The organism is Calothrix sp. NIES-2098 (assembly GCF_963875125.1).
GTDB lineage: Bacteria > Cyanobacteriota > Cyanobacteriia > Cyanobacteriales > Nostocaceae > Aulosira.
The window spans coordinates 191,401-207,853 of record NZ_CAWNKJ010000002.1 but is presented as its reverse complement, the minus strand read 5'-3'; the positions used below and the strand labels follow the sequence as shown (position 1 = coordinate 207,853).

27 protein-coding genes are annotated in these 16,453 nt (G+C 39.8%); 11 read left to right on the top strand and 16 right to left on the bottom strand.

The window, feature by feature from the left end; genetic code table 11:
* Window positions 1-35: 35 nt before the first annotated feature.
* From AACU33_RS37435 to AACU33_RS37420, 4 genes are all read right to left on the bottom strand, one after another.
* The gene (locus tag AACU33_RS37435) at window positions 36-995 is read right to left on the bottom strand and encodes a hypothetical protein (RefSeq protein WP_339376591.1); all 960 of its coding nucleotides are present in this window, start codon (window positions 993-995) and stop codon (window positions 36-38) included.
* Between the two features lie 630 nt (window positions 996-1,625).
* Window positions 1,626-2,558 (bottom strand): GIY-YIG nuclease family protein, encoded by a 933-nt coding sequence (locus tag AACU33_RS37430; RefSeq protein WP_096595814.1) that lies wholly within the window; start codon window positions 2,556-2,558, stop codon window positions 1,626-1,628.
* A gap of 278 nt (window positions 2,559-2,836) precedes the next feature.
* On the bottom strand, window positions 2,837-3,070 hold the full coding sequence (locus AACU33_RS37425; RefSeq protein WP_096595812.1) for a hypothetical protein: 234 nt from the start codon (window positions 3,068-3,070) through the stop codon (window positions 2,837-2,839).
* 233 nt (window positions 3,071-3,303) lie between these two features.
* A complete protein-coding gene (locus AACU33_RS37420) occupies window positions 3,304-3,669 on the bottom strand; it encodes a VOC family protein (RefSeq protein ID WP_096595855.1) in 366 nt (121 codons plus the stop codon).
* A gap of 205 nt (window positions 3,670-3,874) precedes the next feature.
* On the opposite strand from AACU33_RS37420, the gene AACU33_RS37415 reads away from it, so the two are divergent.
* Window positions 3,875-4,396: a hypothetical protein gene (locus tag AACU33_RS37415; protein WP_096595854.1), complete on the top strand. Its 522-nt coding sequence runs from the start codon at window positions 3,875-3,877 to the stop codon at window positions 4,394-4,396.
* Window positions 4,397-4,442: 46 nt separating this feature from the next.
* Here the strand turns inward: AACU33_RS37415 and AACU33_RS37410 are convergent, their stop codons facing one another.
* Genes AACU33_RS37410 through AACU33_RS37390 form a run of 5 tightly spaced genes read right to left on the bottom strand, consistent with a single transcriptional unit; the run spans window position 4,443 to window position 6,614 of the window.
* Window positions 4,443-4,958, bottom strand: coding sequence for a hypothetical protein (locus AACU33_RS37410; RefSeq protein WP_096595811.1), 516 nt, complete (start codon window positions 4,956-4,958; stop codon window positions 4,443-4,445).
* Between the two features lie 37 nt (window positions 4,959-4,995).
* The gene (locus AACU33_RS37405; RefSeq protein ID WP_096595809.1) at window positions 4,996-5,292 is read right to left on the bottom strand and encodes a hypothetical protein; all 297 of its coding nucleotides are present in this window, start codon (window positions 5,290-5,292) and stop codon (window positions 4,996-4,998) included.
* 10 nt (window positions 5,293-5,302) lie between these two features.
* On the bottom strand, window positions 5,303-5,767 hold the full coding sequence (locus tag AACU33_RS37400; protein WP_096595807.1) for a hypothetical protein: 465 nt from the start codon (window positions 5,765-5,767) through the stop codon (window positions 5,303-5,305).
* A 15-nt stretch (window positions 5,768-5,782) separates the two neighbouring features.
* Complete coding sequence (locus AACU33_RS37395) at window positions 5,783-6,229, bottom strand: hypothetical protein (RefSeq protein WP_096595805.1); 447 nt, start codon at window positions 6,227-6,229, stop codon at window positions 5,783-5,785.
* Between the two features lie 4 nt (window positions 6,230-6,233).
* Entirely contained in the window at window positions 6,234-6,614 is a 381-nt protein-coding gene (locus AACU33_RS37390; RefSeq protein ID WP_096595803.1) for a hypothetical protein, read from the bottom strand.
* A gap of 111 nt (window positions 6,615-6,725) precedes the next feature.
* On the opposite strand from AACU33_RS37390, the gene AACU33_RS37385 reads away from it, so the two are divergent.
* Entirely contained in the window at window positions 6,726-6,953 is a 228-nt protein-coding gene (locus AACU33_RS37385; RefSeq protein ID WP_096595801.1) for a hypothetical protein, read from the top strand.
* A gap of 36 nt (window positions 6,954-6,989) precedes the next feature.
* Here AACU33_RS37385 and AACU33_RS37380 read toward each other — a convergent pair whose 3' ends face one another.
* Window positions 6,990-7,427: a hypothetical protein gene (locus tag AACU33_RS37380; RefSeq protein WP_096595799.1), complete on the bottom strand. Its 438-nt coding sequence runs from the start codon at window positions 7,425-7,427 to the stop codon at window positions 6,990-6,992.
* 139 nt (window positions 7,428-7,566) lie between these two features.
* Here AACU33_RS37380 and AACU33_RS37375 point away from each other — a divergent pair, with 139 nt between their 5' ends.
* From AACU33_RS37375 to AACU33_RS37355, 5 genes are read left to right on the top strand one after another with little or no spacing between them, the layout of a single operon-like run.
* Entirely contained in the window at window positions 7,567-8,607 is a 1,041-nt protein-coding gene (locus AACU33_RS37375) for an HNH endonuclease domain-containing protein (protein ID WP_096595797.1), read from the top strand.
* A 33-nt stretch (window positions 8,608-8,640) separates the two neighbouring features.
* Window positions 8,641-8,874 (top strand): hypothetical protein, encoded by a 234-nt coding sequence (locus AACU33_RS37370; protein WP_096595795.1) that lies wholly within the window; start codon window positions 8,641-8,643, stop codon window positions 8,872-8,874.
* Window positions 8,867-9,121 carry a Nif11 family protein gene (locus tag AACU33_RS37365; RefSeq protein ID WP_096595793.1) on the top strand — a complete coding sequence of 85 codons (255 nt, stop codon included), beginning with the start codon at window positions 8,867-8,869 and terminating at the stop codon, window positions 9,119-9,121. The genes AACU33_RS37370 and AACU33_RS37365 overlap by 8 nt, the downstream gene beginning before the upstream one ends.
* Window positions 9,122-9,132: 11 nt before the next feature.
* Window positions 9,133-9,423, top strand: a complete 291-nt coding sequence (locus AACU33_RS37360) for a hypothetical protein (protein WP_096595791.1) — start codon at window positions 9,133-9,135, stop codon at window positions 9,421-9,423.
* Window positions 9,424-9,427: 4 nt separating this feature from the next.
* Window positions 9,428-9,820 (top strand): hypothetical protein, encoded by a 393-nt coding sequence (locus AACU33_RS37355; RefSeq protein ID WP_096595789.1) that lies wholly within the window; start codon window positions 9,428-9,430, stop codon window positions 9,818-9,820.
* A 2-nt stretch (window positions 9,821-9,822) separates the two neighbouring features.
* On the opposite strand, the gene AACU33_RS37350 is transcribed toward AACU33_RS37355, so the two are convergent.
* Entirely contained in the window at window positions 9,823-9,996 is a 174-nt protein-coding gene (locus AACU33_RS37350; RefSeq protein WP_339376590.1) for a hypothetical protein, read from the bottom strand.
* Window positions 9,997-10,093: 97 nt separating this feature from the next.
* Between AACU33_RS37350 and AACU33_RS37345 the strand changes: the two genes are divergently transcribed.
* Complete coding sequence (locus AACU33_RS37345) at window positions 10,094-11,179, top strand: DUF3696 domain-containing protein (protein WP_096595787.1); 1,086 nt, start codon at window positions 10,094-10,096, stop codon at window positions 11,177-11,179.
* Window positions 11,180-11,290: 111 nt separating this feature from the next.
* Here AACU33_RS37345 and AACU33_RS37340 read toward each other — a convergent pair whose 3' ends face one another.
* Window positions 11,291-11,476, bottom strand: coding sequence for a hypothetical protein (locus tag AACU33_RS37340; RefSeq protein WP_096595786.1), 186 nt, complete (start codon window positions 11,474-11,476; stop codon window positions 11,291-11,293).
* A 210-nt stretch (window positions 11,477-11,686) separates the two neighbouring features.
* On the opposite strand from AACU33_RS37340, the gene AACU33_RS37335 reads away from it, so the two are divergent.
* Both AACU33_RS37335 and AACU33_RS37330 read left to right on the top strand, forming a co-directional pair.
* Complete coding sequence (locus tag AACU33_RS37335) at window positions 11,687-12,187, top strand: helix-turn-helix domain-containing protein (protein WP_096588144.1); 501 nt, start codon at window positions 11,687-11,689, stop codon at window positions 12,185-12,187.
* Window positions 12,188-12,192: 5 nt separating this feature from the next.
* On the top strand, window positions 12,193-12,759 hold the full coding sequence (locus AACU33_RS37330) for an IS630 family transposase (RefSeq protein WP_096588143.1): 567 nt from the start codon (window positions 12,193-12,195) through the stop codon (window positions 12,757-12,759).
* Here AACU33_RS37330 and AACU33_RS37325 read toward each other — a convergent pair.
* The 4 genes from AACU33_RS37325 to AACU33_RS37310 form a co-directional block, all read right to left on the bottom strand.
* Window positions 12,722-12,913 (bottom strand): hypothetical protein, encoded by a 192-nt coding sequence (locus AACU33_RS37325; protein ID WP_096595784.1) that lies wholly within the window; start codon window positions 12,911-12,913, stop codon window positions 12,722-12,724. The two genes, AACU33_RS37330 and AACU33_RS37325, sit on opposite strands and share 38 nt — an antisense overlap.
* 93 nt (window positions 12,914-13,006) lie before the next feature.
* Window positions 13,007-13,528, bottom strand: coding sequence for a hypothetical protein (locus AACU33_RS37320; RefSeq protein ID WP_096595782.1), 522 nt, complete (start codon window positions 13,526-13,528; stop codon window positions 13,007-13,009).
* Window positions 13,529-13,671: 143 nt separating this feature from the next.
* A complete protein-coding gene (locus tag AACU33_RS37315) occupies window positions 13,672-13,884 on the bottom strand; it encodes a hypothetical protein (RefSeq protein ID WP_096595780.1) in 213 nt (70 codons plus the stop codon).
* A 239-nt stretch (window positions 13,885-14,123) separates the two neighbouring features.
* A complete protein-coding gene (locus AACU33_RS37310; protein ID WP_339376589.1) occupies window positions 14,124-15,158 on the bottom strand; it encodes a class I SAM-dependent methyltransferase in 1,035 nt (344 codons plus the stop codon).
* 268 nt (window positions 15,159-15,426) lie between these two features.
* On the opposite strand from AACU33_RS37310, the gene AACU33_RS37305 reads away from it, so the two are divergent.
* The gene (locus AACU33_RS37305; RefSeq protein ID WP_096595778.1) at window positions 15,427-16,392 is read left to right on the top strand and encodes an aldo/keto reductase; all 966 of its coding nucleotides are present in this window, start codon (window positions 15,427-15,429) and stop codon (window positions 16,390-16,392) included.
* Window positions 16,393-16,453: the final 61 nt, after the last annotated feature.

Sequence of the window (16,453 nt, the reverse complement as noted above, 5' to 3'; positions counted from 1 at the left end):
AGACAAAAAATTTTGGAGGTTGAGGAAGATTTTGATTAACGTACATTTTTGCGCAGTTCACCAATATAAGAGAAATCTGGATTATCCCGTAATTGTACATAAATTTCCTCTGGTGTAATGCGATCTTGGGATACAGCTATAATCCGCGGATGCCCCAAATCGTCAGTAGTGCAATTTAAGATGAAGGCAACAAATTCCGAACAGAACATTGATGTTTTACCTTCACTATCCAATCCCTGGCGTTTGAGCTTTGTTAGATCGCTACTTAATGTACTTGAGATAGTCCCACCTATTACAGCAGAGGGAAGCCCAGATCGAGAGTAGGAAATCCTATTGGTTGAAGCGTACTTTTTGGCAAGCTCTGCAATTTTCTGCGCAAGTTTTTCGTCTTTGGGGCGGATAGCGTAGAAATTAAAATTCTTGTTATAGTCACCATCAAGTTCTCGGATAGTACACCCCGCCCCTATAGCCTCGGCAACATCGCCAGACCCAATGTAGATGGCTGCATGTCCCAACAAACCCGCTCCAATATATCTGTGATTTGATCGGTTAGTAACGATTTGTACACCATCGATAATTAGCGATACACCTTCCTCAATACCAAGTTTGCCCCCAAGGTCAGTAACCTCAATTCCACCTTGCTTAAGCAAGATATCGCCAGGCCGTAAATCTTTCATACTTTTTAGTAAAGGGCCATCTTTGATGATGTCGTAGTTTAGCTCCCCTTTAGCCGCTAAATATGCGCGTGTTACCGCATCCTCAGCAAAAGTTATGGTTTTGTTATTAATCGCTCTAGCAATCTTAGCAACATCTTCAGCGGTTTTTAAAGTTTTCTGAGCAGTTTCACCCACGAAATTAAGTGTATCTTTAGTCCTCTCCTCAGCCCAGCCTGTTACATCCGTCACCGTCTCACCTACCCAATGTACTGTAGTATTTGCAGTACCCTCCGCTACCTGAACTATTTCTTTTAGGGTATTCAAAATTGATATGGACATGACACATCCCCGATTAATGAAGAATTTTAATTGCGTAAAAATAAATAATTTACGCACGAGTATCAGTTTTAACATATGAATCTGGTTTTAGCATAATTTAGTACAATAACGTGGTATGGAGTTATTCCGAGGGGCGGAAGATAATGCTTCCCCTCAACCTAACTCAATCCCTGTAGCACAAGTAAAATTTGTATAAATTAATACTTATATATTTATAAGAGGAAAGTTGAATTATTCAGTTTTTTGGTTCTTGTCAGATTTTGGTGATGATGAAGGTTACGCACTTTAAGGCAGAAGGCAGAAGGTTTTAAAACGTTTTCTTATCCGGGCGTGGGGTTTGTGACTTCAAGGGGCGATCGCTTACGGCTTTTTTGTGATGCAGATGTTCTAAAATCCAAGCAAAGCTTCAATTATGGGAATTTTTCCTTCCTCCTTCCTTCTGCCCTCTGCCTTTCCCCAACCTAGATCACCAAAAGTTGCCAAGAACCACTTATTCCTTTAAGTGACACCTTTGGTCAAGCTATGGTTCAAAATTTGGTCACGCGGGGGGTAAAATCACATTTGTAGTTTTTATGTTCTACAGTTGCGATACACCGCAGGCATCGCAACCATAGAGTGAGAGTATTTGAGTTAAGCAGCCACTTGAATTAAGCTAGACTTATCTTCTAAAATATCTATTTCTACTTGAGAAAGTATTTTAAGTTTCATTTGTTGCAGGTCGTGCAGCACTATTTTGGCAGACTCAGCATTAAATTTATAGTATTCAGTTAAACTCCCAATGGGATAATTAAAGTTACGATAGCGATGTTTAAAATATAATTCAATATTCCCTCGGTGTTCCCAGGTTCCTAACACCTTAATAGCAACAGTTTGGTAATGTGCTAATAAATCTAGTTTAATTTCTGCTAATCGGTCTTTGATAGTTTTAGTGGTAACTCCTATTTTGTACAGAGTTCCTTTATTCGTTTCAATTTCTAAAAAATAGAGTGAACAAGATAATATACGTTTAAGTTGAGTGCGGTACAGTTTTAAATCAGTGAGTCTGTATGCCAAATCTGGGGCATTTTTGTGTTTGGCGTGTTCAAAAGCTAGCTTCAACTTCAGTAGCTTTTTAAGTAATAGTGGCTCTTGCACTTCGTTAAAATGCATCAAATCTAGCGCTCGAACAGGAATTTTACCTAAATTGCTGAATTCATACGTAGCTGGAACTATGTAAACATTTTTATGTAACACACCTGCTTTTATTAAACCAGGAAAAACTAAGTGATAATCAATTGGATAATTTTTGGAACCATACTCTCTCCACAGCAGTTTTAATTGCTCCAAATCTTTACCTGATAGCTGAATGTTGAAATTGTCATACAGTGGTAGAGTTGGAAATTCTCGGTTAGCTATGGGGCGGCAGGTTTGGTCATTATGCGCAAAATGATGTTCTTTCACCTTGCCTTTTTTGGCAGTTAAATCACCATGACAATAAGGACATTTAACTGTAGTCTTGCCACTAGTGACATTTTCAATATATATTAATGTACCTTCTTCATCTACACCATATTTTAGCCACATTACCACACCATTATTGAATAGTTAAAGTTGCTCTTACAAGTTTGCTTCAACTTTTCAAAAATGTCTCTATCTTTAGTGCTAAAAATAGGTACTCAAGTTTAATATTGGTTTGAAGAATCTAAGCGCAATTAAGCACAGTGGCACATCCTTATATATGCCTAATTGTTCAGTAACGCTGATGCTTTTGTGCGACAAAACAGACCAAGGTAATATTCTACTTGGACTGAACAATAAATACTAATGCTCTTCGAGCGATCGCTTTTCCTCTAAGAAAACTCTTATGCTGCTTTTTCCTCTTGGTTCAAAAGCTGTAACCATTGCACAAGTTTTTGGCGCTGAATATCGCTTACCTTTGTGCTAGCCGAGCGTAGTGCAGCTCTTGGGAAGATTGCCCGTAAATCTGCCACCATTTCCAGCGATTCACAAGCTTCCAGACATTCGGCAATGTAATCAATTGATTCAATTGTGAGCCATTCGGGGGCCGCTTCTAGTTCGCAAATATGATACTTCATACGGAGTGTAAGACTAAGCGATCGCTTCTTGGGTTCCCAAGCAGGGGATAAACTACTGCTTCCCTCGTATCTTAGAACAGAAGTTTAATTTGTGTAATTTAATACGGCAAAATTTCTTAGAGGAAAACTGGTAACTCAATTTTCCTCTACGAATCAAAGGCGGCTGATTTTTAAAAAGTTAAAAACCGGAGGGATGCCTGTGGTGTTAACCGCTTAGGTAGTTAAGTAAATATTTACACGCGGGTCAAAAGTTCTAAGTTATGGCCGTTGGGGTCATAAAAGTAGAAGCCACGTCCTTCTTTCCTGTGATTGATTTGACATTTATTGTGATGCATAGGGTCGCTGCTATATTCGATGCCTTTGTCTTTAATTCGCGCAAATATGGCATCAAATTCCTCATCACTCACCTGAAATGCATAGTGATGCGACTCAAATGTTTCTCTATTGTCAAAATCTAGTGTGAGTTTTTCATTTACTTGGACAGCCACAAAGTGGCCTACACCTTTTTCAACCCTCAAACCAAAAATACTGGCAAAAAACTCTGCTGAAGCTTCTTTATCCCTTGCGGGCACAATCGTGTGATTTAAAGTAATAGTCATGTTACACCTCATAAAAAACTTATTGGTGTTACTTCCAGCATGACTTGTTAAATCTTCCTTTGCCATCCTCCTTTTAGATAGTCAGTAAATCGCAAAGTTTTCCCCTGGAGCGATCACACCTGACAGTGATGCTTTATTATGACTCTGGTCAGATTTATTACATTGCACTGTGGAACCCCAGCAACTAAACCTGTTTGCAGATTTAATGCCCAAACCAGCACGTAGAGCAGAGGCATTGGTGATGGATGCTAATGCCCTGCTGAAGTGGAAAGCGCAAATATTTCAGTATCAGCAACAAGTTAGGGAGAGTAAACCACCACAGCAGGTGACACTGTTTGACCTAGCTCCAGCGCACTGTGACCCAGAAGCGATAGACCCGTTTAAGCTGCATTTACAATCAATGGCTTTTTACCGGATGCCAGATGATTTTGGTCAAGCAGCTTTGTATTTTGTGATTGATTCTGCTGCTTCTCTTTTGCTGTATGTGGGTGAGACGTGCAGAAGTAACAAACGCTGGCGTGGGACTCATGGTTGCAAAGATTACATCAGCAGTTACCAAGACTTACATTATCGCTATCAGATGGAGACGGCGGTTAATATTGGATTTTGGTGGGATGCTCCGGTAGAAAGAAAAGCACGGCAAACTTTAGAACAGGCAATGATTCAGAAGTGGCGATCGCCTTTTAATAAAGAAATGTGGGAGCGCTGGGGGCAACCGTTTGGGTAGGGCATTTTCTTAGAGGATTGGAGAAGCGATCGCTTCTAAAACTATGTCACTCAGCCACACTTACAGAAGAATGAAATACGGGATGAAGTGCTGATGGTGAAAAACCTTCTCGTTTAAGTTGGTGTTCATTCATATAGTCGCTATCAAGAATTCCGTAACTTTTAGTAATTTCTGCCATCTCCATCACAAATTCTCTATTGAATATGACACCAAAATAAGTACTACCTTTAAATCGTTTACCAATCCAAGTTGGGTCAATCACTTCCAAAGAATTGTTAACTAACCAAGCATGAGATACTGCTAAATTCAACTCATCATCAATAGCAAAACCTTCACAGTAACTTAGTTGCGGGTAGTTCCATAATGCCTTGTAACAATTTTCAAAGCATGATTTAGGTTCGCCTTTAAATGGTGATTTGACCTTGGTTACAAAAGGTTTTCCATAATCCAACACTAGCTTTTGTGTACTTTTATAGCGAAAATCAGAACGTGTATTAAGTTTATCAATTAAGTCGGCTTGTTCTTTTAATATTACCAGCAGGCGGTCTAGATTATTCATCATTAAATTCTTTATTAAAAATAAATTTCATTAGAGTTCACTAAATATTAAACCACCAATACTTATGAAGTCCTGTCATTTTTGAACCAGCTACTTCGTGTTCATCAGACCATGTTAGTGTACTACCATCCCCACACTCATAACCATCACCACCAAATTTATTTATCCCTTCTTTCACTATTTCCATCATCACTTTAATAACCATTTTTTCGCTTACAGAAATATTATAATGTTCTAATAGCAGAGCTTTGACATCTTTAGTATTAACATGATCAAAAAATCTCGGCTTTTCTTGAAGGATATTAATAATTAATTCTTTTAATTCTTCTGCTTTCACTGTCTTAAAATCATTGTTGCTCTAATTTTCTCAACTTTTCTAATTTTCTATTGAGTAGCGCTGCATCAGTTTCAGGTTCACCATTGTTATCTGTACATCGTTCCTCTTCCAGCCATTGCAAGAGTTCGGCTTTCGGACGAAACGATATTATAGGGCGCTTTTGATTGTACTTTTCTTGTGACTGATAAACTTTATCACGGTTAGCTTCATTCCAAAGCTGTTGATTAGACTTAGCAGAAGATTTGGATTTAGAAAACTCTGGCATTACCTCAATTTTGAGATAACCTCCTTTACTCTTAAATCGCCAGTTATTATTGTAATAATCAAAGTGTTTTTTAGCTCCTTTTTCTGTCTTCCAATGCTTGCACCAATGTAAATCTTTGTTAGTCCAAGCATATTCAAGATTACAGTCAAATGTGTATAGCCAACCTAAAGGCTCATCATCTTTTGTATAGCAACGGTATCCATAGAACATTAGTAGAAACTTAATTTAGTTAATAGGTTCGTGTTGGCTGAGATATTTTTTTATAATTTCCTCAATTTCTGCTTCTATTACATCCATGTGACCATCAACATCAGCATACCAGCCATACTGATTGAGTACTTTAATAGCAGCATTTACTGCTGATGCCGCAGCTTTATCACGTCTACCTTCAGGTGATGCTACGTATGCCTTATATTCTTCTTCTTTTTGTTGCTGACGTTGTTTAGCTTTTTCTATGACAGCAGTAGCTTTTTCTACAGTACATAAATGGGTAGGGTCGCCAAGAGCGCCAACTTCTTTTCCGTATTTAGTGTAGCGAGTCCCCGATTTTAGAGTAACTACACCAGTTGGTGATATTTTATCAATTTCTTCAATTAAGGCTTTACTACCTCGCTTGTCGTCATAGAAAAATACTCCGATTTTATCTCCTGATTTTAGTTCTAGTGTGTTCATGTTTTCATGACATTAAATTTAATTCTAGTAATGCCTCAGTTTGTGTTAACAACCTACCAGTGTACGGCGATCGCCAACAAACCCCTGGCTGCTGTGGGTTTTCTTCCTTGCACCATCCGGCTTGGCGTAGCTTTTGCGCGTCAGCATCACGTTGAACAATCTCTGCCACAATTTCTCTTGCCTGTGCCAGCGTATCCACTCGCCTCAGCTTGCTCATTTGGGTGCTACTGAAGCGAAATGGAGTTGCCCCGCTTCTATCTTCAATCAACCAGCCCTTAGCTGCGTTATTCCGTCCAGGTGTCCCGTTGGAGTAATAGGTATTGCGGACGTAAAACCTGTCATCAGGGGTAAGATATTCACCTGCCTCAATACGTTGCAGCTTCATGATGGTTCTAATGGGGATAGTCAGAATGAGCGATTGCTTACTCTAATATTTTACATAGTAAACTATGTATTTACAATCTATTTGTATGGCCATTACTAGAGGATAGAAAAAATGGAAGACACAGTACAAACAGCGAAAAATATAGCTTTTGAGTTTCTTAAATTGATGTCTCCAGCAGGTTTGAAAGCGGGAAGATACATTTACGTAGATTATTGGCGGAATCAGTTGATAGAGTACGCTGCTCAAAGACTAGGAATTGAAGTTGATGATATGTTGCGCTCCTCAGTAGAACAGGAACTAAAACAAGCTTGGCAAAATATCTTGTATCCACAAGAATGAGGCTTTAGGTTAAGCCGCCCGTCTCAAGAACTTCTATCATTCCAAAGCTAAAGCCACATTTCCAGTTAAAATCACAGATTTTGAAGCCTTCACTGGTGTGTAGCTTGTTGTATCTTTGCAATAAAACTGTGGGTGGTCGGGATGCAGGTTATATGTTACCCGTTGGTAGCCTAATTCTATGAGCGATCGCACTGCGTTATCAGTCAGTTGATCCCACCCTAACAACTCTAAAATTCCCACAACATAGGCGTGAACATTTTTGCGACCTTGCCTAACAGCACGTTCTCGTCCTTTGCCCTCAACCTCAAACACGGCATCCCTTAGTTGACACACACCAGCATGAGTTAGCAGCGATCCGCTTTTTCCCCCTGACTTGAGTGAGAAGACTCGATAGTGCAGGTTGAAATAAACCGCTACACGCTGACCGTAATAAGCGGTTGGGTGAATGATACTGAACGGATACCGATGAGTCATGATGCGCCTACGGCTACAACCCGCATAGTTTACAACAAACTATTAGCCGACTAATACTGATATCCGTGTTGTAATCGATGTGTTTTTAGTCACTCATAAGCTAGGCTGTTGCCGAAAGTTATGAGTATCTAAAAATACAATGAGCGAGTCAAAGTTTTTTGCAATTGACCCGAAGCCAGAGGATTATTGGCGCTCAATTATATTGTTTGGTAAAAACGTTGCGTGTTATAAATTTGCACTGGCAAAGTCATTGTTGGAATTAGCACCGCAAGGAAAAAGTATCATCACCTTGGAGGAGTTAGCACAACCATATTCAAGGCATATTATCGAGCATTTAAAAATTGTGGATAAGCAAACTACCTCATCTTCCAGCCGCTTTTTAGATGCTTGTCGCCAGTTTAATAACGGAGAGATAACTAAAACAAAATTGATTGACACCACCGTGCAGCGTGGATTTGAAAATGTGATTGATGCTTTCCATAACCTTAGCGTCGGAGAAACGGCGGTACGGTTTTTTATGGATGAGCGCCGAGGGTCTAATAAAGGTATTGTCTTGACCGATGAGCTATTTCAACTGATAAAAAAGCTCCAGTCTGAAAACTTACCTCATGAAGTGGAAGCACGATGGCGGCTTGTAGAGACAGCTTGGGAACTAAACATTTCGCGTAATTTAATATCTATTGGTTACAACCCAGATAATGAACTGCTGTTTACATTTAGCGATCGCAGGCGGCGGGTAGATGTTACCTCATGCCGTGATGCACTCAACGGATATCAGAAGGGCAAGTGTTTTTATTCGTTTGCAGATATTTCGATTGAGCCAGGTTCTACAAACTTAGCCGATGTAGACCATTTTTTTCCTCACGCTTTGAACGAACGGATAGGAAATATCGATGGTGTATGGAACTTAGTTTTGGCATCGCAAGAATGTAACCGGGGCGAAAGGGGGAAATTTGATAGACTTCCTAATATCAAATATTTAGATCGCCTACACAACCGCAACGAATTTTTGATTACCAGCCACCATCCGCTACGTGAAACACTTATTCAACAAACAGGCGACACGAAAGAAAAACGTCACAAATTTTTGCTTTCAACGTATCATGAAGCGCAATCACTCTTGGGAAGCGGACGTAATGATGGCTGGAAACCAGAGTTTGAATATCCAGCAACGTTCTAAAATAACAGGTGCAAAGTCAAGTTTCTAAAAAATATGCGCGAATATCGCTGCACCCGTAATGCCCTCTATGCTCATGACTGCACTGGTAAAAATGACCTGCGCGAACGTCAGGGGCATTACATTTGGGCAATCAACGAAGAAGCTGCATGGCAGGAAATGGCGCGGCAGTATCCAGACGAAACTGAAGCGGGGTTTACTGTGGAAGAGTGGGAAGGGTTTGACGTTAAGGTGGTAGAAGTAAAGCGGGATGAGGACGGAAATGAATGAGTCTCTAAATGCTGCTCAAAGCGAACTACAAGTTATGAACTTTTTTGCAGAAGCCCTTCAAGATAAGGTGTTGTTAGACCTGCTCATGGAAGCAATGAGCGCAAAAGATAACACTGCAATCATGACTATAGCTGCCGAGCGTGGCTATAACTTCTCTCAAGAATCATTGCGCCAGGGACTAACGAAGATATTCAATTTGATTACGCCAATCATGCAAGAGCAAAACTTAGCCGCGTCCGAAGAGTAGGTGATATTGAAATGGAAAGCAGCGTATACGATAGGCATCGCCCCCCGCTTTTAATGGAAGCATTGGCTGAGGTTAGGGCTAGCAGCTTGTGTAATATGTTCAATTATGCCTGTGTCATCCTTGCTCTTGAAGACCTTGGTTATGGCTTACAGGCAGATTGGTTAGAGCAAAATCTAGATAGTTATAACGAGATTTTAATACATGAATTTTCTCAATGGTTGCAAGCTAATCCTCGCCCTTTTAGCGAATCTGTAGCTCAACGGGTGGCAAGAGAGACTGGTTTGGAATTGATTAAGGATTAATGAAATGACACAAAGAGAAATAATTAAACAACTCCTTGACCCATATGATTCTTCTCAAACAGAGTGTGATGGTATGGTTCGCATCTGTCACACTGTACTAACTAATCACGGCATTGAGCATCAGCCAATGTATGGGGTTGTGACTTTGCAAAATCAAGGGATTGAGCCGCATTTTTGGATTGATTTACCATCAGGTGAGCGCATTGATTATCGAGCCAAGATGTGGCTTAAAGGAGAGAATATTCCTCATGGAATCTTTTACCCTCAAGACTTTCCAGATATCATCTACACTGGTGAACCTGTAGAGTTAGATGTGTTGCCTCCCGTCTTGTTTGAAATGCTGACGCTTAGATTCGATTGGCAAAAGTTTCAGCAAGATGAAACACTTGACGGTTGATTTTATTCAGGTTCTACCGTGGTAATATATTGCCCATAAGCACGACCATTTTCCCATTCACGAGCATCAGTCATGTAATAAGTATTATTATATTTGAACACTGCGATCGCTTGATTTCTTCTCTTCGCTATTTTGCTAGCAATAGTGACAAACTCTTTGATAGTTTCAGGTGTCATCTTATTGAAAAAATTATATTTTTCTGAAATTACTGGAGTTAAGCAACCAAACTCTAATAAAATTAAACAAATAAGAACACATCTATTTTAGATATTAATGATTAACTCATTAAGACTGCTAAATTTTAAGTCATTTGAGAATCAATTAGTTGATTTAAAATTACTTACTTTAATTTCTGGTTACAATAATACTGGTAAGTCATCAGTATTGCAAGCAATATCACTGCTGCGCCAATCTTACCAGCAAGGTTTACTACCAAACACTGGCTTATTACTCAATGGGAATTTGGTAAATATTGGTAGGGCTAGTGATACTTTGTATGAGAATGCAAAACAAGATTATGTAGGCTTTGAGCTAAGTTTAAACAACGAAACTAAAGGAACATGGCACTTTAACTACAACTCATTAGAGAGAGAAGCTGATGTTTTAGAACTTGGATTTAAATCTGTTGATGCCGATGTTTATGAGTCAAGTATTTTCAGTGGAGAATTTCATCACATTCAATCAGAACGTGCTACCACTGTATCAGGAATTTTAAATTACCAAACGCGACAAGTTAAACAAATTGGTGCGCTTGGCGAATATACAGCGCATTTTCTCTATACCTACGGCAGTCAAGCAATCCCCATCGCTAACCTCGCTCACCCACAAGCAAAATCAATGAATTTGCTAGACCAAGTTGAGGCATGGATGGGAGAAATAAGTTCTGGTTTAGGCATACAAGTTAACGCACATCTAGATATGGATTTGGTTAACTTAAAATTTAGTGACCATGTTGGATATGGCATTACTTATGCTCTACCAATTATCGTGGCAATCCTCGCCTCCAATCCAGGTGCATTAATTTTGATTGAACACCCAGAAACCGCACTTCATCCGCAAGCACAAACAAAGCTTGCTAAACTGTTAGTACTGGCTGCTAAGTGTGGTGTTCAAGTTGTGGTAGAAACTCATAGCGACCATATTTTAAACGGTATTCGTCTTGCTGTTCATAGCAGAAAAATTGAGCCAGAAGATGTGCAATTACATTACTTTGAACGTCAAGAAAAACAAGGTCAAGCTTTTATTAAAGTTCTGTCACCACGTATTGATAAAGATGGCAGGATTGACCGATGGCCGGATGGGTTTTTTGATGAGTGGGAAAACAGTTTAATAGTTTTATTGGAACCTGCGAAATTATAACTCGCTTCTTTTACAAGCTGCGATCGCCCCTAAGCCAGATTTCCTCTAAGAATTAAGGGTGATGCCAAAGGCGGTAAACTACGCTCATCAATCAATTCCACAATTTATCTACTACACTTCAAACTCTTTTAGCAGCGCCTCATTTATCCTTTGTGCTTCTTCCCCACTAGTTTCTACTACCTCAAAAGCTTCTTTGACTGCTGCTTGAACTTTAGGAGGTAAGGCTGCAAATTTGTCGGTGTTGAGTATAGAAATGCGACAACCGATGTCGGGCATAAAGTCAACAAATGGTTGCATTCCACATTTAATCAACAGTTTTGATAATAGCGTAATGGGATGATAAGGTTTATCGTTGTCTGAAGTGCTGTTAATTTCGGATGCGAAGTAACCACACAGCCAACTGAGGCTATCAATATCCTTTTCTATAGAGCTGCAACTGTATTATCTAATACCATTTCACTAAAAAAATGATAAAGATAATTAAGGAAGAAATATGAGCAGAAGTTTATGGCAGGAGTCACCAAAGTAAAAATAAAGGAGTCAGCCGAGGAATTACATGAGCTGCTAAGAAAACAAAAAACAGCATTAGGTAAAGAACGGATTCAAGCGTTGTATTTACTGAAGATAAAGCAGGTAAAGACAATACAAGATTTAGCAGTGGTATTGGGCAGAGGAAGCGCGACGGTACAAAGGTGGTTAAAAGTTTATGCAGAGTCAGGAATCACTAGTCTCGTATCAAGAAAAAAAGGTTCAGGACGACCACCAATTATTAACACAGATGTTCGAGAGCAGCTTTCAAAGGAACTGGAAGACCCCCAGGGATTTAAAAGTTATGAAGAAATCCGAACATGGTTAAAAGCGGTAGAGGGTGTAGAAGCTTCATACAAAGTAGTACATGATACAGTGCGTTATCAAATGAAAGCGAAGCTAAAGGTGCCGCGTGCAGTAGGCATTAAACACCAACCAGAAGCGGAAGAAGAGTTTAAAAAAAACTCCCACAATACCTAGACGTAATTCAGAAATATGTCATATCACCAATAGATAGACAAAGAAAAATTAGGTATTGGTGTGAGGATGAAAGCCGCGTAGGACTGAAAACAGAAGCAGGAAGATTAATTACTACAAAAGGTACTAAGCCTATTGGCATCATGCAATGGAAGCGAGAAAATTTTTATTTATATGGATTGGTAGAACCATTAACTGGTGAGAATTTTATTTGGGAATTCTCTCATTTAAATGCAGCTTGTTTTCAGATTTTTCTAGAAAAATTCTCGGCTAATTATGCCCAAGATATACATATTATTCAGTTAGACAATGGTGCTTTTCATTTTAGTCAACATCTTCAGATACCAGAAAATATAATTTTGTTATTTCAACCCCCACATACACCGCAAGTTAATCCAATTGAGCGATTGTGGGAGGAAGTTAAAAGATATTTGGCGTGGGAAAGTTTTGGAGCGTTGGATGAATTAAGACAATTTATCTGGAAGCGTTTGGAGAAATTAAACACATCAACCATTGCTTCTATTACAGGTTGGGACTTTATTCTTGATGCTTTATTTGAATCAAATTTTTCGTGAATTGGTATAACACCTGCTTGTTGAGTTTCACAGGCAGATTGTCAAAAATTTTATCCAGTGCTTCTGGATTGCGTTTTTGGCAATAGCGCACCGCAGATTCAATAATTTTATCGATTTTTGAAGGTTGGCGTTGCCCAAATCCTTTGCCAGACATGGTAGTTGGTGTATTGAATACAGGGATTTTAGCAGGGTTTAGGGGTCGATCACTTTTAAATAATCAAGGCAAGTTGCTTAATTCACTAAAAAGCTAAGATGCCAGAAGGTCGAAGTGAAAACCTATCAGGAGCAAGAGAACACTAACTACTTTTATTAAGTTGCTTATATAAGGTCTTTCTAATATCCAAGCCATAGAGTTAATAATAAAAGTATTAATAAACAATTCTTGTAGAATAGCAGAACCACTTATTAAGGTAAGAAGTATTATCTTCGCGCTTTTAGGTAGCCACTTGATGCTAAAGAAAATCAGTTTTAATATATCAAATTTTCCAGCTATCCTAGTTTGTGATAAATCTTGTAAGAATTCTTGGCTGACTTGCTTAAAATCTTGCCAAAACTTCAAAATAGTAAAATCTTTACGTAGTGACTTACCAAATTTACGAATTCTCTCTGCACCAATAATCTCAGCTAAAATTGTGAGGGCTGATATCAACTGAATGACTTTACCAATTCTGCCCCACCACAATATTTGCATTCCCCAAAGAAGATAACTGCTAGTTTGCTGACCAGAAAACCATAACTGCCATGCTTCTAAATAGCTGATTTCTTTCATAACTTCTTTAGGTACAAGAGCATACAAGACTACTTCTACCCTACTTCTACAGTTACACTGACATTATTTCCGAAGATACCAATTAGACGCACTGCTTAAACGCGTAGTACCTTTGTACAGCGCTCGCCCACTTTCCAAGAGAACTAATCCCCCCAAGCTGCCATAAACTCTTCCCACTCCAGGTCAGTTTGGGGTGGTTTATCTTGTGTTAGCCCTACAATTAGGCTCAACTTCCTTGCTATAGCTGGACTTTCGCCCAGTTCTATTAGCTCAAGTTCTAAATTTGGGTTGTATCCTTTGGCAACAAGAGCAGCATATTCGTTATCAGTCATGCCAAGGTCGTGGATGTTAGTCATGAGAGCTGGGTGTGATGTCTGCGACAGATTACGCCTAAGCTTGGGTTTCCTCTAAGAATATATTGTGAACACAATCAAATTTCTTTCGCTACCACTCCACTTTACCTAATGCCATCTCCAAACGGCGGGTGAATTGGGAGGAGCGATCGCTATGCATCCTTTAAGAAGGGCGCACACCAACAGTCATTTCCGTGCAGATGCGATGGTCATCGTTGCTACGTACGCACCTATTGCAATCATCAGTTTGGTTTGACGAACTTAAGAGTCATGCGATCGCTCTCTCCAATCAAGAGGAAACGTTGCTTATCCTTTTGCCCTTGGCTCAAGGTTGGAGGTAGTGTCCACACTCCACCTTGATAGTCTTTGGTATCTTTTGGGTTAGCATTAATTTCTGATTTGCCCACCAATTTGAAGCCTGCTTTCTGTACAGCAGCAATTACCCCGTCTTCAGACATATAGCCAGTTTTTATACTCTCAGCTAAAGAAGTGCCTACTTTGGCGCGGTGTTCTTCCACCCCTAAGATGCCTCCTGGCTTGAGTGCTTTGTAAGCTGCTGCATAAACCTGCCCGTCATAGCCAGCTTTGACCCAGTTGTGAATATTGCGGAAGGTAACAACCATGTCCACAGAGTTGTCTGGGGCCAGGGTAAGTTCATTTGGGGGATTGATTTGGGCTACTTTGACCTTACCAAAAATCTCTGGATTAGCTGCTAGTTTCTCTTGGAAAGCCAAAGCGGGTTTACTCGTGCGGAGAGCCAAGTTAGTAACTATGAGTTGTCCCTTGGGTGCTAGAAATGGGGACAATATCTCAGTATACCACCCACCCCCCGGCCATAATTCAACTACGGTCATATTGGAGCGCAGACCGAAGAATTCGAGAGTTTCGGCGGGGTGGCGGTACTTGTCTCGGAGGCGATTCTGCTCTGAGCGATGACTGCTCTTCAGTATAGTTTGGAGCGTGGTTGTACTGTTGAATGTCGCTTTTTCGCTTTCGTTGGCTAAAACAGTTGGGGGCATTACGGATGCCAATACAAAGAAAGCTAGAGTCAGGGCTTTCAGTAAGCTAAGGTGGTAGGTGGGATTTTGTCTCATAAATGTTTTTTCTCCCTTCCGCTTCAGCATAAAGGCAAATAGCCCCTTCAAATCGTTTTCTGCCTGATTTTTGATGATGTAGCGTTGAGGGGGCGGCTTTCCCAAGTAACCTGGCAGGTATCGCTCATCAGTTTTCCTCGCTTGATTAGGGCGATCGCAGCCCGCTTTTATCGCTGCTCTCAAAAATTGGTAGAGTTGGTAAGACGGGAGCAACAGCTTTGTTTCTATTGTTGGTAAGCATAACCGCTTGAGATTCTCTCCCAGAAGTCAAGACAAAAGAAGTAATAGAACGATAAAAAGACTTGATTTTGGATGATTTTTCATGATACTCTTCGTGTGCTATTAAATAACGGTTTGTCGATATATTTATCGTAGTTTAAAGAGCATATTGTATTTTTTATAAAGCCATAGTTGGCACAAGAAATTATAAAACTGTCTTGAGAGAAAACTTATGGTCATTACACAAAAACGTAAACTTGGACATTCAGGACTAGAAGTATCACTATTATGTTTTGGTGGCAACGTGTTTGGTTGGACAATTGATGAAAATACTTCATTTGAGATTTTAGATAACTTTATAGCGGCTGGAGGTAATTTTATTGACACAGCTGATGTCTATTCCACATGGGTGAAAGGAAATATTGGTGGAGAGTCCGAGACAATTTTAGGAAAATGGCTCAAACAGCGTAAAAATCGTGACCAAGTGGTGATTGCAACTAAGGTTGGCAACGATATGGGCATTAAAGGCAAAGGGCTTTCTCGTCAACACATTCAACAAGCTGTTGAAGACTCATTGCAAAGGTTACAAACTGATTATATTGATCTATATCAATCGCATATTGACGATGAAACTACTCCACTTGAAGAAACTCTTGAAACCTACGCAGAGTTGATTCGTCAGGGAAAAGTACGTGCAATTGGTGCTTCAAATTATAGTGCAGAACGTCTGCGGAGGGCATTAGAAATCAGCCGTCAGTATAGCTATCCTCGCTACGAGAGCCTTCAGCCTCGTTATAACTTGTATGACCGAGATGGTTATGAGCAGGATTTACAACAAATTTCCACTGAACATGGAATTGGTGTAATTAGCTATTCCTCTTTGTGCAGTGGCTTTCTCACTGGTAAATATCGCTCAGAAAAAGATTTGTCTATTAGTCTGCGTGGTAGTTCTGTAAAAAGATATTTAAACCCTCGTGGTTTGCGAATTTTAGAGGCAATTGATCGGGTGGCAAAAACTTATAATTCTACTCCCACCCAAGTTTCTCTGGCGTGGCTCATTGCTAATCACACTATTACTGCTCCTATTGTTAGTGCAACCAAGGTTGAGCAACTCAACGATATTATCAAAGCTGTCAATCTTCATCTCGACCAAGATGCTATTGACCTTCTCAATCAAGCCAGTTCCTCAAACACTTAGTTGAATAAACAGTGATATCGCTTATATTTTTTCATAGCCTAGATTAGCAGATGAGAGCGAT